The sequence below is a fragment of the Flagellimonas beolgyonensis genome (assembly GCF_003992615.1).
Classification (GTDB): Bacteria; Bacteroidota; Bacteroidia; order Flavobacteriales; family Flavobacteriaceae; genus Flagellimonas; species Flagellimonas beolgyonensis.
Window position 1 is genome coordinate 306,846 of sequence record NZ_RZMY01000013.1, and the last position, 23,135, is coordinate 329,980.

Annotated in this window: 25 protein-coding genes; 11 read left to right on the forward strand and 14 right to left on the reverse strand. The window is 41.3% G+C overall.

The window, feature by feature from the left end; all coding sequences use genetic code 11:
• Positions 1 to 181 precede the first annotated feature (181 nt).
• The 5 genes from EO131_RS08095 to EO131_RS08120 form a co-directional block, all read right to left on the reverse strand.
• A complete protein-coding gene (locus tag EO131_RS08095) occupies positions 182 to 877 on the reverse strand; it encodes a D-alanyl-D-alanine carboxypeptidase family protein (RefSeq protein ID WP_127020685.1) in 696 nt (231 codons plus the stop codon).
• Positions 843 to 1,928 (reverse strand): alanine/ornithine racemase family PLP-dependent enzyme, encoded by a 1,086-nt coding sequence (locus tag EO131_RS08100; protein WP_206512869.1) that lies wholly within the window; start codon positions 1,926 to 1,928, stop codon positions 843 to 845. The genes EO131_RS08095 and EO131_RS08100 overlap by 35 nt, the downstream gene beginning before the upstream one ends.
• A complete protein-coding gene (locus tag EO131_RS08105; RefSeq protein WP_127020687.1) occupies positions 1,925 to 3,004 on the reverse strand; it encodes an N-acetyltransferase DgcN family protein in 1,080 nt (359 codons plus the stop codon). Before EO131_RS08105 ends, EO131_RS08100 begins: the two co-directional genes overlap by 4 nt.
• A 256-nt stretch (positions 3,005 to 3,260) precedes the next feature.
• Complete coding sequence (locus tag EO131_RS08115) at positions 3,261 to 3,593, reverse strand: cupin domain-containing protein (RefSeq protein ID WP_127020688.1); 333 nt, start codon at positions 3,591 to 3,593, stop codon at positions 3,261 to 3,263.
• A 796-nt stretch (positions 3,594 to 4,389) separates the two neighbouring features.
• Positions 4,390 to 4,629 carry a hypothetical protein gene (locus EO131_RS08120; RefSeq protein WP_127020689.1) on the reverse strand — a complete coding sequence of 80 codons (240 nt, stop codon included), beginning with the start codon at positions 4,627 to 4,629 and terminating at the stop codon, positions 4,390 to 4,392.
• Between the two features lie 141 nt (positions 4,630 to 4,770).
• Here EO131_RS08120 and EO131_RS08125 point away from each other — a divergent pair, with 141 nt between their 5' ends.
• From EO131_RS08125 to EO131_RS08140, 4 genes are all read left to right on the forward strand, one after another.
• Positions 4,771 to 5,331 (forward strand): helix-turn-helix domain-containing protein, encoded by a 561-nt coding sequence (locus EO131_RS08125; RefSeq protein WP_206512870.1) that lies wholly within the window; start codon positions 4,771 to 4,773, stop codon positions 5,329 to 5,331.
• 210 nt (positions 5,332 to 5,541) lie between these two features.
• Positions 5,542 to 5,880 carry a cupin domain-containing protein gene (locus tag EO131_RS08130; protein WP_127020690.1) on the forward strand — a complete coding sequence of 113 codons (339 nt, stop codon included), beginning with the start codon at positions 5,542 to 5,544 and terminating at the stop codon, positions 5,878 to 5,880.
• Positions 5,881 to 5,928: 48 nt separating this feature from the next.
• Positions 5,929 to 6,801, forward strand: coding sequence for an SPFH domain-containing protein (locus tag EO131_RS08135; RefSeq protein ID WP_206512871.1), 873 nt, complete (start codon positions 5,929 to 5,931; stop codon positions 6,799 to 6,801).
• A gap of 13 nt (positions 6,802 to 6,814) precedes the next feature.
• Positions 6,815 to 7,477: a PIG-L deacetylase family protein gene (locus tag EO131_RS08140; RefSeq protein ID WP_127020691.1), complete on the forward strand. Its 663-nt coding sequence runs from the start codon at positions 6,815 to 6,817 to the stop codon at positions 7,475 to 7,477.
• 477 nt (positions 7,478 to 7,954) lie between these two features.
• On the opposite strand, the gene EO131_RS08150 is transcribed toward EO131_RS08140, so the two are convergent.
• Complete coding sequence (locus EO131_RS08150) at positions 7,955 to 8,368, reverse strand: BON domain-containing protein (RefSeq protein ID WP_127020692.1); 414 nt, start codon at positions 8,366 to 8,368, stop codon at positions 7,955 to 7,957.
• A gap of 428 nt (positions 8,369 to 8,796) precedes the next feature.
• Here EO131_RS08150 and EO131_RS08155 point away from each other — a divergent pair, with 428 nt between their 5' ends.
• Positions 8,797 to 11,076: a glycosyltransferase family 4 protein gene (locus tag EO131_RS08155; RefSeq protein ID WP_206512872.1), complete on the forward strand. Its 2,280-nt coding sequence runs from the start codon at positions 8,797 to 8,799 to the stop codon at positions 11,074 to 11,076.
• Positions 11,077 to 11,101: 25 nt separating this feature from the next.
• On the opposite strand, the gene EO131_RS08160 is transcribed toward EO131_RS08155, so the two are convergent.
• Positions 11,102 to 12,562: a glycoside hydrolase family 130 protein gene (locus EO131_RS08160; RefSeq protein WP_127020693.1), complete on the reverse strand. Its 1,461-nt coding sequence runs from the start codon at positions 12,560 to 12,562 to the stop codon at positions 11,102 to 11,104.
• Positions 12,563 to 12,646: 84 nt separating this feature from the next.
• Positions 12,647 to 13,552 carry a class I SAM-dependent methyltransferase gene (locus tag EO131_RS08165; RefSeq protein ID WP_127020694.1) on the reverse strand — a complete coding sequence of 302 codons (906 nt, stop codon included), beginning with the start codon at positions 13,550 to 13,552 and terminating at the stop codon, positions 12,647 to 12,649.
• 811 nt (positions 13,553 to 14,363) lie between these two features.
• On the opposite strand from EO131_RS08165, the gene EO131_RS08170 reads away from it, so the two are divergent.
• From EO131_RS08170 to EO131_RS08190, 5 genes are all read left to right on the forward strand, one after another.
• Entirely contained in the window at positions 14,364 to 15,323 is a 960-nt protein-coding gene (locus tag EO131_RS08170) for a fatty acid desaturase family protein (RefSeq protein WP_127020695.1), read from the forward strand.
• 435 nt (positions 15,324 to 15,758) lie between these two features.
• Complete coding sequence (locus EO131_RS08175; protein ID WP_127020696.1) at positions 15,759 to 16,232, forward strand: sll1863 family stress response protein; 474 nt, start codon at positions 15,759 to 15,761, stop codon at positions 16,230 to 16,232.
• A gap of 20 nt (positions 16,233 to 16,252) precedes the next feature.
• Positions 16,253 to 16,408 (forward strand): lmo0937 family membrane protein, encoded by a 156-nt coding sequence (locus tag EO131_RS08180; protein WP_127020698.1) that lies wholly within the window; start codon positions 16,253 to 16,255, stop codon positions 16,406 to 16,408.
• Between the two features lie 130 nt (positions 16,409 to 16,538).
• Positions 16,539 to 17,624 (forward strand): calcium:cation antiporter, encoded by a 1,086-nt coding sequence (locus tag EO131_RS08185; protein WP_127020700.1) that lies wholly within the window; start codon positions 16,539 to 16,541, stop codon positions 17,622 to 17,624.
• 637 nt (positions 17,625 to 18,261) lie between these two features.
• Complete coding sequence (locus EO131_RS08190) at positions 18,262 to 18,735, forward strand: hypothetical protein (RefSeq protein ID WP_127020702.1); 474 nt, start codon at positions 18,262 to 18,264, stop codon at positions 18,733 to 18,735.
• 281 nt (positions 18,736 to 19,016) lie between these two features.
• Here the strand turns inward: EO131_RS08190 and EO131_RS17125 are convergent, their stop codons facing one another.
• On the reverse strand, positions 19,017 to 19,154 hold the full coding sequence (locus EO131_RS17125) for a hypothetical protein (RefSeq protein ID WP_164731648.1): 138 nt from the start codon (positions 19,152 to 19,154) through the stop codon (positions 19,017 to 19,019).
• A gap of 439 nt (positions 19,155 to 19,593) precedes the next feature.
• Here EO131_RS17125 and EO131_RS08195 point away from each other — a divergent pair, with 439 nt between their 5' ends.
• A complete protein-coding gene (locus EO131_RS08195; protein WP_164731649.1) occupies positions 19,594 to 20,214 on the forward strand; it encodes a WG repeat-containing protein in 621 nt (206 codons plus the stop codon).
• A gap of 103 nt (positions 20,215 to 20,317) precedes the next feature.
• On the opposite strand, the gene EO131_RS08200 is transcribed toward EO131_RS08195, so the two are convergent.
• The 5 genes from EO131_RS08200 to EO131_RS08220 form a co-directional block, all read right to left on the reverse strand.
• Positions 20,318 to 20,689, reverse strand: a complete 372-nt coding sequence (locus tag EO131_RS08200) for a GerW family sporulation protein (protein WP_127020706.1) — start codon at positions 20,687 to 20,689, stop codon at positions 20,318 to 20,320.
• A gap of 11 nt (positions 20,690 to 20,700) precedes the next feature.
• Positions 20,701 to 21,192: a hypothetical protein gene (locus tag EO131_RS08205; protein WP_164731650.1), complete on the reverse strand. Its 492-nt coding sequence runs from the start codon at positions 21,190 to 21,192 to the stop codon at positions 20,701 to 20,703.
• A 302-nt stretch (positions 21,193 to 21,494) separates the two neighbouring features.
• Positions 21,495 to 21,941 carry a hypothetical protein gene (locus tag EO131_RS08210; protein WP_127020710.1) on the reverse strand — a complete coding sequence of 149 codons (447 nt, stop codon included), beginning with the start codon at positions 21,939 to 21,941 and terminating at the stop codon, positions 21,495 to 21,497.
• Positions 21,942 to 22,002: 61 nt separating this feature from the next.
• A complete protein-coding gene (locus EO131_RS08215) occupies positions 22,003 to 22,458 on the reverse strand; it encodes a response regulator (RefSeq protein WP_127020712.1) in 456 nt (151 codons plus the stop codon).
• A gap of 49 nt (positions 22,459 to 22,507) precedes the next feature.
• Entirely contained in the window at positions 22,508 to 22,930 is a 423-nt protein-coding gene (locus tag EO131_RS08220) for a DUF7793 family protein (protein WP_127020714.1), read from the reverse strand.
• Positions 22,931 to 23,135: the final 205 nt, after the last annotated feature.

Consider the following 23,135-nt stretch of genomic DNA (forward strand, 5'->3'; position numbering starts at 1 on the left):
ATCCGAGCATCGACAGACCAATAAGTCGTCATGAGAGCTGGAAAAACCATCGAAGGCACACCGCACCTATGCTAATGCGTTTTTCTTAATATCATAAATAGTGAAGAGGGCTTTCGCCCTCTTTTTTGTGGAATGTATTCTTGTCCGGCATATCCATTTTCCCAGTGTATCTTGACCTATTTTAGGTTATGGCACCATACATGGCATATTCCTTTTCTTTTCCAATGGCCCACATAACATTGCCATAATCAAAATGCCAATATTCTTTCAAATCACACACAAAATCTTCATCTTCAAACAATCCGATCAACAGGGCCCTATTCTTCTTCGCTTCAGGACCCATGCTCGGGTGGTGGGGGTAACAATGCTTTGAGAGTTTTATTTCCAACCCATTATTGGTTCCAAAGTCCATGACTCTATCTTCAACGCCATCATAGATCAATGCATCTATTGCACCGCCTGTGGTATGCATTGACTTTTGGGGCGGAGCAATGAAATGACTGGCAATCTCTTCAATCTCTTCCAAAGACTTTTCAGGATGCATCCTATGCATCCTTTGAAAGGACATGAATTTGGTTTCCCAAAGTAGCTGTTGATGTTCAAAGGACCTCCATGCGGAACGAATGATCAAAATCTTGTTCTCTGCATTCAGCTTTCGGCTTATGCGGGCAATTTTTTCGATCATATCCTCCCGGACAAGATATTGATAATCATCCATGAGCGAGGGTTCAAAAATCAAATGAAGACCTACCTCTTTTAAACTTTTTAAGGCGGCGTGGTTTTCCCGGATCGGAATGGTCGGGACCAAGATCTTGTTTCGGGCATCTTTGGCTTCCACTGCTTCACAATACTTCTTGGCATTCTTGATAGTTGACATGTTTTTTTGTTATATGTGTGGAGTTCAGCCCTCTCAAGAGGGCATTGTAGTCAAGGTCGAATGTCACGGTATCCCCCACCTTTAAGTTTGCCTTATCGTTATCTACCACAATATGATCGCTACTTGCCCCTAAAATGGCCACATCTTGTTTTGGAACAATTCCGGAAACCAAAACATCCTGTTGGCCAATGCCTAAAATGGCCCTGGACATTAAGCCGAGGTCTTTGAAACGGGGGATTTCACCGTTCATGTTTTGATAGACTTTACCATAAGGTTTTGATGGTTTTTGCTTTACCTCTATAACCTCGGCCACAAGGGTAAATATATCGGTAAAAAGCCCTGGAATGGGTTCTCTGCAAAGTGCTTCCCTGCCAAGAAAAATAGACTCCCCCAAACGTAAGTTGTTTATCCTGCCCACATCTTTAGATGATTTGAACCAATGGTAGTTTGCAGAATTCCCCCCAGAAACAATGTCCAGGGAAATATTGAACTTGTTTTCTAAATGTACAGCCATGGAGGATAGCTCGGCCATATTATCATGGTCAGGTGCTATTCCACCGAAACAGGCAAGGTTTGTACCGATCCCGATCAAAACGATGCCTTTCAAGCCCATCACATTCCTTACCATATTCTCCATGTCCGAAGGCATGATCCCCTCACGCAGATCCCCAAGTTCCACCATTAGGATCACTTTATGGATGTTTTGATTTTTCAAGGCATGCTTTGAAAGTTCCCTGAGCACTATGAGTTCCGAATTCAGGCTGATATGTGCATGGGCGACCACTTTTTCCGCTTGGCTGAGTGCCGGTGATCTGAGCAACATGTACTGTGCCCTTATACCGGCCTTACGCATTCTTAATATATTTTCTATTCTTGAATCCGCAAGGATATTGATGCCGTTGTCCACCAAGATTCCCGCAATGGCCGGATCTCCGCCAATGACTTTGGTAACACCTATTATTTTGATGCCCTTGGAACCATATAGTGTTGTCAATTGTTGGACATTATCTGCAATTTTCGCAGAATCGATATCTATTCTCGGAAGGTTCAAACGGACACCGATTCCCTTGCAAGCTCTGGAAATGTCCTGAGCAATGCTTTTACCAATTTATCGCACCCATACATCAAAACATCCGTGACGGGTAGATTAAATTCGGATTCATATCGCTTAATGAATTGGCTTATTTCGGCATTGCCCATCTTTTCATGGTTGATGGTAATGGCCATAACCTTGGCCTTGGAGAACATCTCTATCATTTCGATCTCACCTACCAGCCCCAACATTGGAATTTTCGGATAATCACAATAGCTTTTTCGTTTGGGGGGGTGTTGTAAAATAATGGCATCGGGCATAGCACCGCGCAAGATGGCGCTTGAAGAGGTATATGCAGGATGGCTCAACGCTCCTTGACCTTCTACCACAATGATATCGGGTTCCTCTTTTTCACAGGCATTCAGAATGGAATTTTCAACTTCCCCTGTTGCAAACCCAGAGGTTAGAACGTCTATTGCCACTCCATATTCGGAACCTTGGAGGAGGCCCGTCTGACCGGTGGTGATGAAAACGGCGTTCAAGCCTTCATTCCGCAGTGCTTCCACTAAAAATAAGGCAGTGGTTCTTTTGCCGACCGCACAATCAGTTCCCATAACCGTTACGATTGGAACCTTTATGTATTGGATACGTCCTGTAAAATTGTGGAGGTTTTCACGTGCAGGCGGCTTTCGAACATCTTGGATGGTCACTCCGTATTCATGGGCCATCCGGGTAAATTGCGGGTCATCGTTTAAAAATTCGGGGAGACCATTAACGATGTTCATCCCATACTTCATAGCTGTAAAAATAACCTCTCTTTGTTCATTGCTCAAGAATGGGGTGAGTGGTGCAATACCGTAGATAAAATATTTTGGAATACTGCCCAATTCTTCTAGGGCGCTCCCAATGCTCTTAAAAATTGGAATTGCCCTTTTCACGCCATCAAGACACTCCCCTGCATCTTGGCCGGCTTTGGTACTGTCTATAACCCCAACAATGGCATACCTTTCCGATTGCCTAATGAGTCCATTGGACACTTTGCCGTCTATATTCCCAAATTCGTTTTCACAATAAACCAAGGCACTTTGTTTCATACTATGTGTTGTTGACGTTTAACGATCGACAGATTGCCTATATACGGTCTAAGCTCACTGTCGAAATAAACCAGTTCATTTGCGGTGGGGTCGTTGTGGATGGTACAGTAGTAGACCTTGCGGACATACAGTCGTACAACAAGCGTGACACAGGGCCTTACCTTGGCAAAAACGAGATCTCCTTTTTTGTATTTATTTTTCATGGTCTTCCTTCTTGGTTCCACTTGCTTTTAAATCTTTAAATTCAGTAAAGTGTTCATTCATTTTGGATCGTGGTACAGATCATTTTGAACTTATGGTTTGCTTCAATGGAACTGGAAGTGTATGCAGGGATAAGTATGGAATCCCCACGCTGCATAAAAGTGGAATTACCGTTTATGACCACCTCGACCTTCCCTTCGATGATATGGATGAATCGAACAAAAGGGGATTCATTGTGGGACAACACCTTGCCAAAATCAAATGCGAATGCCTGTATGATACAGCTGTTCTGGACACTTATGTTTTTTACCACAATGGCATTGGAATTGAACTCCAGTATATCCGCTAGGTTAAACGTCTTGGATTCTTCAAACTCACCCTTTTCCATAGTTAAATAATTTAAGATTGGACCCTTCCCACTATTCCGACCTATTTTTGGCATTCCGCTTGGCCTTTTTGGCCGCCTTTTTTTCTTTAGGGGTCTTTGAGGGCGGTGTTTTACCTGACTTTTTCTTTCCTTCTTTTTCTTTCGACATGGTTTATATTTTTAGTTGATATGGAATTCACTTTTTATTGTACGGCAACCAGAAAAAGCATTGCCAAGTAGACGATGAAAAGGATAAGGCATTTTCGCATCAGGGTATGGATTTACTTGTTGGGCTCCCTCGTGTTTGTGATTTCAAAAGCCTTAATTATAGAGACTATGGTTCTTTTTAAAGGTTGGCACTTTAGGTTTAAAAAGGGCAGTGTTTTTTAGTTCCTGCCCTTTTTTGAGCCTCTGAAAAAAATCAGAAGCATTTACTCACTTACTAAATCAGTAGAATTTTTGAAACAGAAGGCTGTACAAATTACATACGCCCCTTCAATCTTTACTGGTCTTAAATGAACCAATGTAAATTTTTGTCCATTTTTAATTCTTCAGTTATTCGGCCACTTCTTCCATTATAAAACATGGGTCTACAGAAACTCCTGAATTTATCAAAAACAAGGTGGATAAAGTTTTTTCTTTTCATAGTATTTCATATTAGCTGTCAGTTTTTTTGTTAAAACTGAACAACACAAAGATGGCACATAGAATTTGGGAGTCCGCAACATAAATCTTTATTAATCTTACACATATCATAGGTTTATGGCATATTGCTCATAAATTCTTCATCAAAATGACCGTAGCCCCCAATGAGGCCCTATATCATCTGATTTGTATTCCTTTCCGGTAATCTTTGCTTCTCAAAAACCCTGAGCTGTGTCTTGAGAAATTTATAATACCCCTCAAATTCATTTTCTGATATCCCTTTGTTTTCATAGTCCAAAAAAAGTGGTGTTTCCAATAAATTGTCGTATATTACAGGGTACTCCATTTGAAAGGAAAGGGTCAAATCAAAAATCTCTTGCATCAGTTGATTTCCTTTTATTTTATTTTGCATGACCTTACTTTTTTACATAGTAGTATAAGGTAAGTTTATTTTCACTCCTGTTATTTATACGATTTAAAGCAAAAGTTGTATAAATCACATATTGTTGACCTCAGCATTTCGTTTGCCCTAGAACAACCAATTCCAAAAACAATGTTCCTATATATAAAATACATGGTGAGTCTACGCTGTAAAATGGTGGTAAAGGAGGAGCTCAAAAAGCTTGGCCTCCACTATGTCAATGTGGATCTTGGAACCATAGAGATCTTGGAAGACATTACTGATTTTCAAAGAGACGCTTTACGTAAGAACCTAAAAAGATATGGTCTCGAACTGCTCGATGACAGGAAAAAGATCATCATTGAAAAAATCAAGTCGATAGTCATTGAGATGATCCATTACTCGGATGAGATGCCCAAAGTAAACTACTCTGACTACATCAGTGAAAAATTGGGGTATGACTATACCTATTTGGCAAATACCTTTTCAGAAGTAAAGGGGATTACCATTCAGCAATTTATAATCATCAACAAAATAGAAAGGATAAAGGAGCTTTTGCTCTATGATGAGTTGAACCTGACCGAAATATCCTATTTGCTGCATTACAGTAGTGTCTCACATTTATCGAACCAGTTTAAAAAAATCACGGGGCTAACCCCTTCCTATTATAAAAAGCTGAAAAAGAAACGCCTTAAAAATCTGGAGGACATTTGATTGTTTTGGGCAGATAAACATTATCCGGACAAATTCCGCAGTATACCCCTTAAAGTTATCTCGACCTCTATCAATCCCTTGATAAATGTGGGAAAACTGCAACTATTCCTCTTTCCCGTGTAATGCATTGTCCATAGAAATGACGCACCTTTATTCAGGTGGCAGGAAGGAAGAAAAACCCATTACCCTCCCCCCCATAAAACTTTAATTATGGAAAATATAGAGGTCGAAAAATCAAAAGTCTTTATCATTGTCGAGATTATAGAATACGTGCCCAATGCAGTGGTCATAAAGACGATCATAAAAAAAACCACTGGAAATGTTACCGCGGTCTCTTTTGATTCAGGTGAAATCCTAACGGAAAAAATATCGCCTTTCGATACGTTCATTCAGATCATAGAGGGCCGGGGCGAAATCTTGATCAAAGACCATTCGCAGACCTTGGAGACCGGACAGGCCATTATCATCCCCGCCCATTCCAAAAATGTCATAAAGGCCAACGAGCGGTTCAAAATGATCTCTACCATCATTAAAAGTGGTTATGAGTAGCACCGTCCTGAAAAAAGCCATCAATGAACAACATTAAAATAGTCTGACATGTATACGTATCCCATGATTATCCTTCCCGTATTGATCATCCTAATTATAGGGGTGAAAATCGTTCGCCCTACCCAAAGAGGCCTGATAGAAAGATTGGGGAAATACTCAGGTTTTGCCGGTCCCGGTTTCCATTGGATCATCCCGATCGTTGACCGCATGTTCATTGTCAACGTTACGGAGCAAATGGTGGATGCGGAGCCCCAAGAGATCATCACCAATGATAACCTTAATGCCAGCGTGGATGCGCAGGTATACTTTAGGGTCAAGGATAACGAAGAGAGTGTAAAGGGGTCCATTTACAATGTAAACGATTTTAAGTATCAAATTGTAAACCTTGCCCGTACAACGCTTAGGAACATCATTGGTACCTTGACCTTAAAATCGGCCAATAGCGAGCGGGGCAAAATCAACGCAGAGCTGTACAAAACCCTCCACACGGAAACCATGGGATGGGGCATTGAAATCGTAAGAACGGAATTAAAAGAAATTGATCCGCCCAAGGATGTGCAGGAAACCATGAACAAAGTGGTAAAGGCCGAAAACGAAAAAATTGCGGCCATAGATTCGGCCACGGCTGCGGAAACAGTTGCAGATGGAATAAAAAGGGCTAAAATAAAAGAAGCCGAAGGTTATAAACGGGCCAAGATACTACACGCCGAAGGCGAGGCCGAGGCGATAAAGCTCGTAAACGAGGCAGCTGATAAATTTTTTATAGGCAACGCACAGATCCTGAGAAAACTACAGGCTGTTGAAACATCCTTACAGACGAATGCCAAAATTGTGGTGCCCACAGGCAGTGAACTGGTAAACATTATCGGGGAAATGGCCGGCGCGGTACTTCCGATCACCAAAAAATCGAAAATGGAATAAAACCAATGGCTCAATGAAAACACTCAAAACCACGGAGAAAAAAAACATCTTGGTCATCGTTGCACATCCCGACGATGAAACCTTGTGGTGCGGTGGTACCCTACTGATGTATCCCGAGCATCATTGGTTCGTTGCCTGTCTATGCCGAAAAAATGACCGTGATCTCGGCCCAAAATTTAAAAAAGCCCTTGCCATTTATAAAGCTGAGGGCTGTATGGGCGGTCTGGACGATGGTGCAGAGCAACGGCCATTGAACAAAAATGTGGTAAAAAAGGCCATCTTGGACCTACTTCCCGAACGGAAATTTGATCTTGTCTTAACGCACAGCCCTACAGGTGAATATACACGGCATTTGCGCCATGAAGAAATAGGAAGGGCCGTAATCGAATTGTGGAATGAACAAAAAATTTCCACGGATGAACTGTGGACATTTGCTTTTGAGGATGGACACAAAAAATACTATCCCCAAGCGATTAGGGCTGCAAATATCCATCAAACGCTTCCTAAAACCATTTGGAAGGAAAAATACCGAATAATTACTGAAGTATACGGATTTGAGAAAACAGGGTTTGAAGCGAAAACAACACCCAAGGAAGAAGCTTTTTGGAAATTCGATGATCGAAGAGATGTCCAAAAATGGTTGGAACACGAGGGAATTCAACAGCAACCCACCTAAGATTTAATACATGAATATTCTGGTCCTTTACGGTTATCCCCACCTTCTCCCAGTGGTTTGGCAACCCAAGGAGACCTGCTATATCATGGACTCCTGGAACCGGGCGTTGATGCCCATGCGGTTCATTTTGAATCGGTCCAGGAAAAAGAATGGTATTACAGTTGGTTTGATCCCGGTGTGTGGCAGAAAAAAGGACGCCATTTTTTGACGTCCCCAGCTAATGGTCATAAAAAGAAGGTACTTTATAAATGGGGTCCAACCGCCATTAAGGACAATGCCGTACAATTATTGTTCCCTCGATAAATTATACATCTTATTTCCTTATACGGCCTTTATCACTTTTCAAATACCTCCCATATCATTTGATCGACCAAAGCATAATAGTAATTTTCTTCCAATTTGTTTTTATATCCCAAAGTTCAACCAGTTGCGTGCCAAATGAACTTGCACATCCATTTATGCAATGCCATTACATGATCATGGGATGATCTTAACATTATTGGTTATGCCCTTTACACCGGACAAAAAACGCACAGCGTTTTCTGCAGCCTCTTTTTGGTGATCCCAGGACAGCTCACCTCCCAATGTGACCCAACCATCCTCAACGTTTACGGTCAATCTATCATTGGGCACGCACGGATTGGACACCAATATTTTCAAGACTTTTCCGCCAATTTGCCCATTGGCGTTTTCAAAGGAATCCTTGAACATCACTTGGATGTTCTGTACCAAATCTTTGACACCAATAACTTTATTGGCTACATTTTCAGCCTCCAATTTTTTTGTGCAACTATCTACGGTGCCAAAAAGGGAAACAACACCATGGTCGGCCGTAACATCAACTTCAATGTCATTTTGAACATCTATCCGTAATGTTGGATTACTTTTCATGATCAACCGATTATTTCGTGTTGGAATCTGATAAAGGTCGAATATTGAATCGGTACAGCCATTACACACTTAAGGAAAGCAATTACAGAAATCACACATCGATTTTCTTATGGGACCCTATATTTTTTAAACACGGAACAAATCTGTGATTTATGCAACTCTACTCCTTTTTTATTCAATTTTTTCTCATTGATTTTCAATATCTTATGATTGTTTTCCAATATAGCTCCGGAAAGTCGAATCTCACTAAAACCAAAGAAAATGTCAAAAGGAAACAAGACCCCCGCTAAGTCCAATAAACCGAAACTCGTACTGAACTTAAAGAAAAAAAGCGCGCACAAGAATGCCATGAACAGCATCGAAAATAAAGACTATAAAGGGCGTGTCCTATAGAGGGATTCCCTCATTGTTTTAACATAATCCCATCCATGATGAAGCTAGCCTATATCGGTACCTATCCACCACGCGAATGTGGCATTGGTACATTTACCCAAAATCTGGCACATGCCATGTTGGAAAACGGCAAGGGGGTCAAAGAAATTATGGTTTTCGCCATGAACGACCATAACCAGAAATATTCCTACCCTTCCGAAGTAAAACTGAGCATCAACCAAGAACAACAAACCGATTATCTGGAAGCCGTCAACTACATTAATCTCAGTGGGGCAGATGCCTGTATACTTGAACATGAATTTGGTATATATGGTGGTCTGAGCGGTATTTATATACTGCCCCTCCTACACCGCCTGAACATTCCATTGATCACAACCTTACATACCATTCTGGAAACACCTTCCTACACTGAAAAGGCCATCTTAAAGGAAATTTGCAAAATGTCCGATAAAGTTGTGGTGATGAGCCATAAGGCCATTCAGTTTCTGATGGAGATATACGATGTGCCCAAAGAAAAAATTATACTTATAGAACATGGTGTCCCCGATATTCATTTTGATAAACAGGAGTCGAGGAAGGAATTTAAACTGAATGAAAAGAAATTGCTCCTGACCTTTGGCTTCATCGGTCGCAATAAGGGCATTGAAACTGTTATCAAGGCCTTGCCACAAATCATTGAAAAACACCCTGAGGTTTTGTACATCGTCTTGGGAAAAACGCATCCCAATGTGTTGCGGCATTCAGGAGAAGAATATCGGAATTATCTCCAGGTTCTGATAAAAACGCTAAAACTAAATGAGCATGTGTTACTGCTCAATGAATTTATAGACGAAAATGAGCTTTTTAAATACCTCTCTGCCTGCGACATTTACATTACCCCCTACCCCAATGAGGCGCAGATTACCAGTGGAACGCTTTCCTATGCCATGGGCGCAGGCTGTGCCGTAGTCTCCACCCCATATTGGCATGCCGCGGAATTGCTGGCTGAAAACAAAGGGCGTCTTTTTGATTTCAACGATTCTGTTGGCCTATCACAGGTTTTGAATGAACTGTTGGAGAATCCCAAAATCTTAAACAAAATTCAAGAGATGGCTGAGGAATACGGACAAAACATAATCTGGCCCAAAATTGGACAAAAATATGCGGAGCTTATAATACAGGTCCTATCGAAACCCAAGGAGCCCATGCCAAAGAAAGAAAACGCCATAGACCCTTTGTTGTTGCCTCCATTTTCCTTGGTGCATATCAAAAGATTGACCGATGACACCGGTATTATCCAACATGCAAAATTCGGGATTCCCAACTTAAAGGAAGGTTATTGTCTGGATGACAATGCCCGGGCGCTTTTAATGGTCTGTATGACCTATAAACAGAAAAAAGACCCGCTAGCCCTAGAATTCATGCCCGTATATTTGAGCTATATCCATTACATGCAAAACAAGGACGGTACTTTTCGGAATTTTCTGAGTTTCAACCGTAATTTTTTGGATGAAACTGGTTCTGAGGATTCCTTTGGCCGAACCATTTGGGCCCTGGGATATCTATTGGGAAATGCGCCCAACGATGCCTATTATCAAACGGGCAAATTGGTCTTTTTCGATGCCGTTCCCAATTTTGACAGCATCAAATCCATAAGGGGGATTGCCAATACCATGATCGGGATCAGCCATTATCTCAGGACAAATGCTTCCGATGATACTATGAAAGGGACCTTGCACAAGTTGGCCAATATATTGGTTTCCCATTATGATCAAAACCATACAGAAGATTGGAAGTGGTTTGAATCGCTTTTAGCGTATGATAATGGCATTTTACCCTTGGCACTCCTACATGCGGCGGAAGTTCTGGAGGACGGGGATATTTCCAAAGTTGCCTTTGACACCATGGATTTTCTTACCGAACATACGATGAAGGATGATTATTTGTCCATCATCGGAAACAAGGATTGGTATGTAAAGGACAAGGAGCGTTCCATGTTTGCACAACAGCCCATTGATGCCGAGGCCATGGTGCTGATGTACCATCAAGCTTATGTATTGACAGGTGACAGGGATTTTCTGAAAAAACTGTTCACCTCGTTCATGTGGTTTTTGGGTGAAAACGATATGCGTATGAGCCTGTATGATTTTGAGACCAAAGGGTGCTGTGATGGTTTTGAAAATTATGGTGTGAACCGAAATCAGGGGGCCGAAAGTTCGTTGGCCTATCTTATCTCACATTTAACCGTTCTGCAGGCCTATGAAGAGTCTTTTCAATTAGAGGAAATCAAGACCTCAAAAGGCACAAAATTGACTCTAAATGAATTGCAAGACTGAAGGGGACGGTGGAAAAATCACGTCGTTATTTTTTTAACGCTTCAAATAATGCAGCCATTTCCACTACGGCATAGGTAGCGGAATAATCCGATACGGCATAGGGCAGAATCAAACTGTCATTGTGGATGATTGACCCGCAGGAATAGACCACATTGGGCACATAGCCTTCCCGTTCTTCCTCCAAAGGCATCAACAAAGGTTCTTCCAAACGGCCAATTTCTTTTGACGGGTCCTCAAGATCAAACAAAGAAACGGAGATACAGTACCTTCTCATGGGGCCCACACCATGTGTGATCACCAACCATCCGTGTTCGGTCCATAGAGGGGACCCACAATTTCCTATTTGTGTGAATTCCCATGGGAACTTTGGTTTTTGGAGGAGGATGGGGTCGTTCCATAATGTGGCCCTTTCTGAATACATGAGATAGTTGTTCACACCATCGACCCGGGAAAGCATTGCATATTTCCCCTTAATTTTTTTGGGGAAAAGTGCCAGATTCTTGCCTACGGCACCATTTCCGTGCAAGGGCATGATCCGGAATGTATAGAAATCATCCGTAGAAAGAAGTTTTGGCAATATGGCATGGCCGTTGTAGGCGGTATAGGTGGCATACACCTTTGCGGTACCATCATTTTCAACAAAGCGGACAAAACGGGCATCTTCGATCCCCTTGCTCTCCGATTCCGAAATAGGAAATATAACACGTTCGCTCAAATCGGAATCATGCTCAAACGCGATATCGTAATAGGAATCCACCAGCCAGGTAATTTCTTCAAGTGCCAACCTTTTTTCAAGACTTATGGCCGCGTCGTCCATTACTTTCCTTACCGCGTTCTTTAGCACATAATACTCGAATTTATCCGGCAGGTCCTCCATGATACTTTTTGAATACTTAATGGGGATGCGCATCTCCCGCATCTTTTCTACAAATCGTCCTTTATCATAAAGTTTCTTATGGGAAATTTCCGCCATGTCAATCGAATTGCCGACGCCCATTAAATGCAAGTCGTTGTTTTTATCGATTATTCCCCTTCTGAAAACTATGGAAGAGATGTGCCCTTCCCCTGTTGCCCGAAACGAAAGGATCACGCGCATTTCACCCTCTTCCAAATAGGACTGGTCGAGATCTTGGATGATGGACGGATTAAAAATAGCCGCGGATTCTATGGAATACTCCATGGTAAGGTAAGAACCAATGAGCAATTTTCGCTCCATGGAAATGGCATCAAAATCCATGTTCATTTGCTCAATGATATTTTTGATGCCATCACAATGTTTATGGAAGAGCTTGGTAATGTTACGGTGCCTACTTGCAAATTCCCTTAGGGTCTGTTCCAAGGATTCCCTTACTTGACTTTCGTTCATCCCAAAAATCAGGGACAGCAAATCCTTGGTCCGTTGTTCCCCGTTCATAAATGAACGGGCCACCACCCTACTGGCATCTGGCAGAAATTTTACGTTCTTACGTGTTACGGAAACCCTCATATGTTTTGGGAAAAATAGTCGGTTAGACTATAGAAAAAGTAATTGGCCCATTTTAAAAACATCATGCAGCGTGTTTGTTCCAAGCTATATTTTCTCAAATACAAGCCTATAGTGATCCATTATGTCCTTTTCAAAGCATATTTTGTTCGGGCTGATCTTAAAGACGGCCACTTGATGTCTAAATTCTTTGTCCATTATGTATTTGGGAGCCAGAGATAGATAGAGCCAATATTTTCTTAGGTTGAACTTCCTGAACTTCTTTCGCCATTGGCTTATGGTCTCAATGTAGTCCAGTCTTCCACTACTTTTCGATATCAACTTAAAATCCGGTTCGGCATTCCGTATCACCATTTCTGGGCCATAGGGCAGCCATGAACCCGGAAACTCCTTGACCATCAGTGCCATGACATGGGCCGCGGAGCCTTTTTCGGCCCTGACATCCAGTTCTTCATAATCGATCATATTTTTACTGAACGTCATGGTCTGCATATAGAACCTGCCTCCCTTGGGCAACAAATCGGCCACGGTCTTAAAAAAGTCACTGTACACTTTTTCTTGTTTCCCTTCTTTCCACTCCTCAACGGAACAGAAATGTTCCAATCCCCCAATGCAGCTAATGGCATCAAACATTCCAAAATCTTCCGGTACGATGTAACGACAATCCTTCACAAGAACCTTCATTCCATTCTTCCGGCAGGATTCCGCCTGTCCCTTGGACAAGGTCAAGCCTGTGCAAATGGCTCCCCTATCTTGGGAAGCATATTTGATAAAGGGGCCCCAGCCGCAGGCCATATCCAAAACTTTGCTTCCGTATGTAACGTTTAGACTATCTGCTATAAACCGATGTTTTTCCTTTTGGGCCTCTTCCAAGGACATTGAAAAATCACCATCATACTTGGCGCCACTGTAATCGGCTGTTTCACCCATGCTTAAACGGAATATTTCGTCTATAGTGGTGTAGGTAAAATCCAAATCCTTTTTATCGGCCATTTCCTTGGTTTTAGGTTTAAGTGTTCAATTCTTTTGAAGGCATCCTTGAGGAGCCATTTCTTATAATTGCGGTTTTATTTCTTTTCCGCAAGTTGGTTTCAGTTAAAAACACTGAGGTTTAAAAAGGATGCGGTAGTTTCCCAATTGAATCGTGAAGTGTTCGTAAACAAGTACTGATCCCTTACCAGTTTTTGGACGTAAAGTACCTGTGTATGATTTTATGCATAATTTTCTAAAGGTAGTCATTAAACTGCTCCTATGGACAATGTACCTACTATTCTTTACAATGTGTAATTCATTTGTTTATAGCAATTTAACATACTTTTTACGTGCCAAGTTGTAATTAAGCCTACCTTTAACATTAGTTGGCCCGTGCAACGGGCAATCCATTACCGGATTTCATTTTGGTCATAGTTTGGTCTTGCCCCACGGAAAAGCAATGCAATAGTGCAATAAACGGTTTAAGCCAAGTTTTTAAGGAATAGCGGCCAGATTAGTTGAGGTCTTATCCTTAATGTAGGTATTCGTCTTCATTATAGATATCCCATTTAATTTCTTCACAGTTCCATGAGTTTCAAGCAACCACCTAACCTTTGGTTCGGCTATTGGGGCTTATTATAAAGTGCTTCCATTGCAATGGAAAATGGACAAATGCTTTAAAAAAAGTAGTAACAGTATCAAAAATCCAAAATTTGCGAAAAGAGGAGGATCCGACTTTTCAAAAGCATTAAAAATACGGGTCAACCAGTATTTTGATTCCAAGGGAATCAGTAAATACGCCAATACAAGCATGATTGCCAAATCAGTCTTAATGTTATCGCTGTTTGTGGTTCCCTTGCTGCTCATCAATTTGGGAATGGCCACAAGTCCCTGGCTTCTTTTTCTGCTCTATTTTATAGGGGGGCTTGGAATGGCCGGAATAGGCATGGGGATCATGCACGACGCCATCCATGGATCGTATTCACGGAACAAGACCCTTAACCGGTATATGGGTTACACCATGAACCTAGTGGGTGCCAGCTCGGCCGTATGGAGGATACAACACAATGTTTTGCACCACACCTATCCCAATATTACTGGATCGGACGATGATATCAATGCTCCATTTTTTTTGCGCTTTTCCCCAAATGCCAAGAGATATGCATTGCACAGGTTCCAATTTATATACGCATGGTTTTTTTATAGCATATCGACCATTTCCTGGGTCACCACCAAGGATTTTGTTCGCATGAACAGATACAGGAAAATGGGATTTTTGAACAAGCGGAATGAGTTCCAAAGGGAAATCTCCATACTTATTTTGTGGAAGCTTGTCTACTATACCTTTGCGCTCGTTCTACCATTGATCGTGGTCCCCCTAGCTCCCTGGATCATTATACTGGCTTTTATAAGTATGCACCTGGTGACTGGATTTTTGATCAGTACCATATTTCAGGTTGCGCACATCATGCCCAGTTTGGAGTTTCCCATGCCGGATGAAAATAATACGGTCGCAGGCGATTGGGCCATGCACCAAATGGCCACAACCACTAATTTTGCGCCAAGGGGCGCCCTCTTCTCATGGTTGATAGGAGGGTTGAACTACCAAGTGGAACACCATCTACTGCCCAACATCTGTCATGTACACTATAAAAGTCTATCCCGTATCGTGGCAGAGACCGCCAAAGAATTCGGCATGCCCTACCATTCACAAAAAACCTTTGGCAGTGCTATTTGGAACCATATCAAGATGTTGCGCTCATTGGGAAAAACTGTGCCCGTAAGCATATAACGGACACGTATCCCCTATTTTGGTGTACCCTGACAGCAATCGGGTTGTTATGAATTCCAGTGGATTTCAATTCCATTCTGAAATGCGCAAAAATGGTAAAAAACCCATCAATTTTCCTAGTTTCCAATCTTTTCCCCTTACAAGGCCATCTGGTATAAGTCCGGGTTGTATGGGTTTACTGATGGAATCGGATAGGTTTGGTCCAAGATTCCAACCCTTTTGTGGGAATTGACAGTAGGCCACATTTGTTGCATCTTCTTTTATGACCCGTTCCAACAAACCGGTCCTCAATGACCAAACGATTGGGAAGAATATGGGACCTGCAACTAGGGAAATGTGTGAATCATGCAACTAATACAGCTTACTACATAACGCCTATCCATGGTTATCGGGTCATCTTTGTCTTGTGAAATGTTTCACTTAAAAATTTAAATTATGAACTACAAAACAAAAAAAATATCAAACCTAATCTTTGGATTGGCTTCCGTTGCCATAGCTGTCATACTATTCAATGGCTGCAAACTGCCCGCCGAAGACAAGGAGACAACGAATACGGGTGAGGCCAAGGAAAATCTAGTTGAGGCAAAAGAAAGTCTTGATGAGGCGAAGAGAGAATATGCCCTTAGATACGAGGCATTCAAACTGGAATCGGACAACAGAATTGCAGAAAACGAAAAGGTCATTGCCGAATTAAAGGCAAAAGCCAAAATGGAAAGCAATGCTGCCAAACAGGATTTTGAAAAAGAACTTGCCGTATTGGAGCAAAAAAATCAGTCTTTAAAAGAAAAAATGAGCTACTACAAAGATGAAGGCGATGATAAATGGGAATCTTTTAAGATGGAATTTAACCAAGATATAGATAGTCTGGGGCAAGCATTAAAAGATCTGGCCAAAAATAATACGAACTAATTTGTATAAAATTTAAAATCATGGGAAACTTACTTTACACGGTGGCCGTAGTATTGATCATTGTTTGGGCCATTGGATTTCTTGGATATCATACGGGAGGAACCATCCATATACTATTGGTCATTGCAATCATTGCGATCATATTAAGTATGGTTCAAGGTCGAAAATCCACGTAACCACCAACTTATACGTAAGAACAACAAGTACAATCCTCAGAGTATCCAAGAACATGCAGCGATGTTCTTGGATACTCTCTTTTACGCCCCATTATTTTTTGGCGGGAGCTCTTTACCCCCTGATTCAATTATGAGTAAAAAGCGATACCTTCTTTTGTGGACCATTGCGATGCCTATTTTGGCATGGCTCGCCTATTTTGGCATTCCGCTGGATCTGGGGGAACTCTATTCTCTGTTCCTTGGCATTTTACTGATCGGATCTGTAATTGCTGCGGTACACCATGCGGAGGTAATCGCCTATAGGGTGGGAGAACCTTTTGGCACATTGCTACTGGCATCAGCGATTACGGTGATCGAAGTGGCACTGATCGTTTCATTGATGTTGGGTGGGGGGCGACTTGAGGCAGTTACACTTGCCCGTGATACGGTTTTGGCCTCGGTAATGATAATTCTCACGGGGATTATAGGGATGTGCATACTGGCAGGAGCCATACGTTACAAGGAACAAGTGTTCAGGCTCCAGGGTGTTAGCGCGGCCTTGGTTACCCTTACCGCCATATTGGTGTTCGCCCTTATTCTTCCCAAATTCACTCCAAGTCTTAATGGTTCCACAAACAGTCCAACACAATTGCTTTTTGTTGCGATTGCTTGTCTTATTCTTTATATCACGTTTGTAATGGTGCAGACCGTACGGCATCGCACCTTTTTTTTATCACCCGAAACCACTGAGAACGAAAATGTGCTGCCCCCTACCCCGACGGTAATGGAAACACTTGTAAGTGCCCTATTGCTGATTTTGTGTCTTGGCATAGTGGTACTGCTCGCCAAGGCCCTTACATCCGATATAGAAAACATCGTTTTGAAAATAGTTGCGCCAAAATCCCTGGTAGGGGTGATCATAGCGGCAGTAGTGTTATTGCCCGAGGGACTTGCAGCCTATCGCGCTGCCAGAAAAAACCGCCTCCAGACCAGCCTTAACCTTGCCTTGGGCTCAGCTCTTGCCAGTATAGGCCTCACCATACCAACAGTTGCAATTGTATCTCTTATTACCGGAATGGAAATAACACTAGGTATTGATATAAAAGCCATGGTTTTATTGGTACTGGCCCAATTTACCATTGTACTTTCATTGGCTACTGGGCGTACCAATGTACTGCAGGGAATCGTGCTTTTAACAATCTTTGTGGTTTATCTTTTTACAATTATATCCCCATGACATGCACACTTGGCACCGCTATGGGGATTCGATTCCATACTTCCACACATCATCATGTAATAACTAACTGCAAATGCTTTATCCAAAGCTTTTTTGGCGGGACCAAATAAAAAAACCATGTGTGAAATATGCAATTCATTTTGATCAATGTGTATCATATTGGTCAAGTATAAGAATGACCTTTATGGTATTGTGAAAATTCATTCACAACATAAAATTATTTCCTATGAAAACGAATGCAGACCTCTTTATATACTGAAAAATGTTTTGCTTCCGGGGGAAGCAATAAGGAAGAGAACCCAGAAAAGAAAAAAATTCTAGAGAGATCAACCTCCCCATTGCCCTAAGAAAACAAATCCCAAATGGATTTCCCAGGCAGTTCTTCCCATATGGCCATCCATTTGTCCTTCCCTTGATCATGTTCCCAATGAAACTATCGAAGATACCTGGGAGTAAAAAATAATGGATATCGCTTTGGACCCGAGAATAGAATCAGGGAAGGTTTTCAGCGGTGCGGCAATGTATAGAACACTCGCAACATTGCATTCACAAACAGCCAACATTTCAACACTGGCCACTTACCTGATAAAGGTTCCATTGAATAAAAAAACAAGTATAACCCTTTAATAACGAAAACATGAAAAATTTAAAACTGATCGCAAGTATGATAGTACTGTTTGCCATGGTGCAGGCGCACGCCCAAATTGGACCGACTGGGGTTCTGAACTCAACCACTACCAGCACCTTCAACTACATCAAAGAAGGTGTTAAAATGCCCTATTCCGTTACGGTACAAGAGAGCCGGAATTACAAAACCATGTTTGACCTTGCAGATATGGGAAAAGTTGATAAAGACAGGGTAAATACTCCTGTTATTGTATCGAAACTCATTACCGTCACAAACAATGCCAATCCAAGGGACAATTGCGTCATAGCCTTAAGATATGACAAACGGGTTGCAGATACCTTTATACTTGTGTCCACTGAAAAGGGGTTTGCCATATCTGTAGACAATAGGACCATGGAATATATAATGGGTAAGGGAATCCAGTTTGCGAATACCGCGGATAGAGAATTCTTTTTGGTTGACGAATTTGATAGTATGGAATAAATGGAATTCATTTGATTTGCTCATACGGAATCCCTAGAAATAGGGATTTTTTCATGTATAGTGGCCAGTTATGGCCCTAATTTCTACACCTTTCTTTTAACCATTTTTGGCCCAAAGACAATAAAAATGGGCCAAAAGAGACTTCTACCATCAAATGAATTGATACTCATCGGGGTTCCCTTGTCTTGTCAATCAAAAAATCAGCCTTGAAGCAATTGATATAAGAACTTTGATCAATGGATTTTCTAAAATCCTTTCTCAAATGTTGGAACAAAAAAAAGCTACCATAACCATGCGCTCTCTTGATCGGCCTCTGGTTTTTTCTTTAGCACCGAGATCGTGGATATGGCGTTGGGCACATAGGCCAAACTTTCTGCTATGTCATGGGAAATCATCTTTGAAAATTGTGTGTCGATCATGGTATGGAATGTTAACGTTAAAAAGGGATTGGTGTGGGAAAGCGGAACTTGGAACGGATATAATCCCGAAAAAGGGGATGTTACAATAGTCAATGGTCACTATTCCGCCATGTGGACCAAAACGTCGGGGGTGTGGAAAATAAAATCCCAACTTTTTGTGACGCTAAATGAAAATTAAAGCGTTATGCGCTGTTCATAAATAACCGCAAGTTGGGAGTTCTGATTGTGCCCGAATCCTTTCGATATGGCCAACATCGGTTTTTGCACTAAAACTCAAAACCGATAAAAAAGACACAACGCTTTTGACTAAAAGCCCGCCCCCAAACGGTAAAATAAACTATCGCATTACCCACTCTATTTTTCTAGCTCACATGATCCAGATCATTTCAAGGCACGTTGGAATAATTGACCTTTAATGGAATTGAAAAAAACAAACGCCATGAAGAAATTAAGCCTGTTACTGACCCTTTTCATGTACATTGGGCTAACTGCCCAATTGCCTGAAAACTTGGCATACGTGAGCCCCTTTCACGAAGGATTGGCAGCAATCCAAAAAGAAAACAAATGGGCCTTTGTGGATGAACAAGGTGCCATTGCCATTGATTTTAGGGACGACCTGTATTGGAACACCGAAGCCAAGACCTCTTACGATGATATGCGTTCCTTGGCCTATCCACAATTCAACAATGGGCGATGCATTGTGCAAAAAATGGTCGATGGCATTCCCGTATTCGGTTTTATCGACACCAATGGAAACTTGGTAGTCGATTACAAATTTTTAAATGTGTCCCCATTCCATAATGGGTTGACCACTGGTGTTATGTACGAAAAAGTACTGCGGGGCAAAAATGAATTCAATTTGGAGATTTATGAGTTCAAATTCCATGAAGTATTGATGGATGTGGATGGGAACATCATCGAATTTTTGCAACGCCGTCACAATATCCAAATGACACCAAAACGGTACAAAACACCCTCATTGGAATCCAAAATCCTAAACCCTAATCTGATTGCCGTAAAAACGGATAAGCTTTGGGAATTAAAGAAAATTGACCTTTAATTTCCTTTTTTCCTATAAATTTCAATGGGTCACAAAACAAGAACTGGATTGTGTTTTACAAAGTAAATACAATCCAGTTCACTTTTTAAAGGTGTTGCGACGGTTAGGCAACAACCTCTTCTTTTTTGTTGCGTTCGGCAACAAATTTTTCAATTAGATCGGGCACTTTTTCAAATGCGGCTGCCAATCCATGGGCTTTTCCTGCTTCCAAAAATGAGATTTCCTCACCTTTGGTCACCAAAAATCCGATAGGTTCAATACCAATACCTCCTCCGGCACCGACACCTTCACCTTTTCGTCCTTTTGCTTCAACTCCTTCGCCTCCTCCAGAGCCAAATCCCAATCCAACTTTGATCACGGGAACACAAGTAAATTCTCCCAATTTAAAAGGTTCACCAATGACCGTTTCTGATTTTGCCTCTGACTTTAAAAAGTCAGTGACCTTTCCCATTAATTCTTCAAAATGTAAATCCATGGCCTTGATTTTTAATGATTAATAAATGATTTTATAAGGCGGTATGGTGTGTTGCGCACATCCATAACCAGTCTGTTCCTATCTTGAAAATTGATGTTGAACCTGCCCACATACCGATCCAGCAATATAAACACCGGATACAATTTTGCGTTCACCACATAGTCGCCCGTATCCATATCCAAACGCAACTTTTGGACTTTGAAGGACCTGACCAAACGCAGCATTGTCCGGCCACTCATCCTCCGCTTTTTTTTTGCTGGTTTGTCTTCTATTTTTTTTGGTTTGGTCGATTTTCGCAATGGGTAAAAAAAGTGCTCGTAAAAGAATACTTTTAATCGTATTCGCAAAATTTCCTTATTGTCTGACTCCAAACTTGCCTTGGCCAGTCCCTGTAAGCTTACAAAATAGGTCGCATCTGCGGTATCAACATAAATTTGTATGGGTACAAAGAGCAGTCCAACGATAAGCAACACAAGAGTCACTATGATGATCCAGAGTACCATTTGTTTTTGTTGCAAAGGAAAAAGGAACACAGCAGCAATGCAATGATGCAGGTCATTCACCGTGTTAAAATTCCAGGAAATTTTAAATTATTAATGGGACCAAAGGATATCCCATAAAACAGGAAAGCCCCTAAAAAAGGGGCTCTTATCCTGGGTAGGACCAAACATGATCTGACCTACCTTTCAAACGCAACCAATCATCATCTGCCCAACAGCCATATAAGTAGGGGGATTTAATTACAACTTGCTTGCAGGCGTGCTAGAAACAGCGCGATGTCATTCAATTTCATTGCAACTGACCATTAATTTTTTGAAAACAGGGAGGGATAGGTTTCCGAAAAGTGAAAAGGCATTTCCACTTGATCGGGAGAATGCACGTACTCAACACTGGCCAAGACCAAAAGGTTTTCCCCAACGTTTTGGAAATCATGGATCATTGAACAGTTCTTAACTTGGTACTTTACACTTTCTCCTTTTTCGAACAGAACAAGGGAGATACCTCCATGCGAGTATCTAGAAACCAGAACGCCGCCTGTTAAACAGACAAGGTTAAAATCATTTTTGAATACCCTGAACGGTATCCTTTCATAAGGCTCCATAACAAAAATGCTAAGCTTCATACGCTCATTTTGATAGATGAGATAGTCCTCATCCGAAGATTCACCAGCTTTTAACCTAAGCAGCTCCACCAGTCTTTTTTGACCCCAAGGGTCAAAATTGCCCTTTTGGTTCAATTCAACATGTTTCATGTAAAACGAATTGGTTTTTCATGTTTTGGTAACTCGTTGTTATTTGTAAACTTTAATGTTTTTATTCATCTGCCATTTTTGGAGTCGCGCTATCGACCAGTTTTTGCATGCTTTCGCTTGTTAGCGGTTTGCTTATGAAACCATCACAAATACAATGATTGTCTGCTGCAAAAATTTCATTTAACAGGGTTGATGAAGAAACAATGTAAACTTTGGTGTTTTGAAAGCCCTCATTTTTCAACTTGGCAAACGCATCCAAAAATTCGAATCCATCCATTTCTGGCATGTTGATGTCCACAAAAATGAAGTCCGGAATAAATGAATGATCCGCATTTGGGCGCTCGCACAAAGCAATAAAATGATCTAGCGCATTCTTGGCCCGTATAAATGTGAGAATCTCGACATCCCCCAACGATTTCTCAATAAATTTTTGATTGACGAACAAATCGATTTCGCTATCATCAATCAAAACAAAATTCAATTTCATCTTACTCTTTATCTTGTTTTCTTTCTTCATTACTACCTATTCCCTATTCCTTTTACTGAAAATGTACTTTCCAACTATTTTACTGACAAAGCTCAGCTGTCATCGCCAAACAATATGTCTCGGCATCGGATATGCGATTGAACAGGGCATATGGTATATTGGTTTTATAAATTCGTTTATAGGCCTGAACCAATAACTTTACGGACAAACTGTTCACCACATAGGCCTCACAGATTACAAATGGCATATTGCTAAAACTATCGGAAAGCAAATGGGCGGCATCGTTGGAAAATGTGCCTTTGGTATCCCTTAGATCAATAAGCAATGGTACTGGCTCGTCTGCGGACAATTTTCGTATTGCATCCAAATACAAACTTGCCGATTTGCAGTCCAACTTTAGGTCCGGCTGCAAATTCCTTAGTTTGCAATACAGTATGCCATTATCCTGAGTCCAAAAAGTGGCGTTGCCATATGTGGTACTGCCTTGCCTAAACTTTTCCATTGGTCAATACATGTGATTTTTACTTATGGCTTTACTTTTTTCGATTTTCCATAACTGACGGATAACCAAATTTTTACATCAAAAAAAGGACATGCCAATAGCTGTGCCAAATCCTTGCATGATTTTTAAAAATCAATTAAATAACTGACAAACAGATGTTTACATTTTACCTTACAAGTACTGCCAAAATAATAGGACACGGTAT

Excerpts from the sequence above, each read along its gene's own strand:
- EO131_RS08095 (WP_127020685.1), bottom strand. The coding sequence starts at position 877 with ATGTCAACTATCAAGAATGCCAAGAAGTATTGTGAAGCAGTGGAAGCC.
- EO131_RS08105 (WP_127020687.1), bottom strand. The coding sequence starts at position 3,004 with ATGAAACAAAGTGCCTTGGTTTATTGTGAAAACGAATTTGGGAATATA.
- EO131_RS08115 (WP_127020688.1), bottom strand. The coding sequence starts at position 3,593 with ATGGAAAAGGGTGAGTTTGAAGAATCCAAGACGTTTAACCTAGCGGAT.
- EO131_RS08120 (WP_127020689.1), bottom strand. The coding sequence starts at position 4,629 with ATGCAAAATAAAATAAAAGGAAATCAACTGATGCAAGAGATTTTTGAT.
- EO131_RS08125 (WP_206512870.1), top strand. The coding sequence starts at position 4,771 with ATGTTCCTATATATAAAATACATGGTGAGTCTACGCTGTAAAATGGTG.
- EO131_RS08130 (WP_127020690.1), top strand. The coding sequence starts at position 5,542 with ATGGAAAATATAGAGGTCGAAAAATCAAAAGTCTTTATCATTGTCGAG.
- EO131_RS08135 (WP_206512871.1), top strand. The coding sequence starts at position 5,929 with ATGTATACGTATCCCATGATTATCCTTCCCGTATTGATCATCCTAATT.
- EO131_RS08140 (WP_127020691.1), top strand. The coding sequence starts at position 6,815 with ATGAAAACACTCAAAACCACGGAGAAAAAAAACATCTTGGTCATCGTT.
- EO131_RS08150 (WP_127020692.1), bottom strand. The coding sequence starts at position 8,368 with ATGAAAAGTAATCCAACATTACGGATAGATGTTCAAAATGACATTGAA.
- EO131_RS08155 (WP_206512872.1), top strand. The coding sequence starts at position 8,797 with ATGATGAAGCTAGCCTATATCGGTACCTATCCACCACGCGAATGTGGC.
- EO131_RS08160 (WP_127020693.1), bottom strand. The coding sequence starts at position 12,562 with ATGAGGGTTTCCGTAACACGTAAGAACGTAAAATTTCTGCCAGATGCC.
- EO131_RS08165 (WP_127020694.1), bottom strand. The coding sequence starts at position 13,552 with ATGGCCGATAAAAAGGATTTGGATTTTACCTACACCACTATAGACGAA.
- EO131_RS08170 (WP_127020695.1), top strand. The coding sequence starts at position 14,364 with ATGTTATCGCTGTTTGTGGTTCCCTTGCTGCTCATCAATTTGGGAATG.
- EO131_RS08175 (WP_127020696.1), top strand. The coding sequence starts at position 15,759 with ATGAACTACAAAACAAAAAAAATATCAAACCTAATCTTTGGATTGGCT.
- EO131_RS08180 (WP_127020698.1), top strand. The coding sequence starts at position 16,253 with ATGGGAAACTTACTTTACACGGTGGCCGTAGTATTGATCATTGTTTGG.
- EO131_RS08185 (WP_127020700.1), top strand. The coding sequence starts at position 16,539 with ATGAGTAAAAAGCGATACCTTCTTTTGTGGACCATTGCGATGCCTATT.
- EO131_RS08190 (WP_127020702.1), top strand. The coding sequence starts at position 18,262 with ATGAAAAATTTAAAACTGATCGCAAGTATGATAGTACTGTTTGCCATG.
- EO131_RS17125 (WP_164731648.1), bottom strand. The coding sequence starts at position 19,154 with ATGATCGACACACAATTTTCAAAGATGATTTCCCATGACATAGCAGAA.
- EO131_RS08195 (WP_164731649.1), top strand. The coding sequence starts at position 19,594 with ATGAAGAAATTAAGCCTGTTACTGACCCTTTTCATGTACATTGGGCTA.
- EO131_RS08200 (WP_127020706.1), bottom strand. The coding sequence starts at position 20,689 with ATGGATTTACATTTTGAAGAATTAATGGGAAAGGTCACTGACTTTTTA.
- EO131_RS08205 (WP_164731650.1), bottom strand. The coding sequence starts at position 21,192 with ATGGTACTCTGGATCATCATAGTGACTCTTGTGTTGCTTATCGTTGGA.
- EO131_RS08210 (WP_127020710.1), bottom strand. The coding sequence starts at position 21,941 with ATGAAACATGTTGAATTGAACCAAAAGGGCAATTTTGACCCTTGGGGT.
- EO131_RS08215 (WP_127020712.1), bottom strand. The coding sequence starts at position 22,458 with ATGAAGAAAGAAAACAAGATAAAGAGTAAGATGAAATTGAATTTTGTT.
- EO131_RS08220 (WP_127020714.1), bottom strand. The coding sequence starts at position 22,930 with ATGGAAAAGTTTAGGCAAGGCAGTACCACATATGGCAACGCCACTTTT.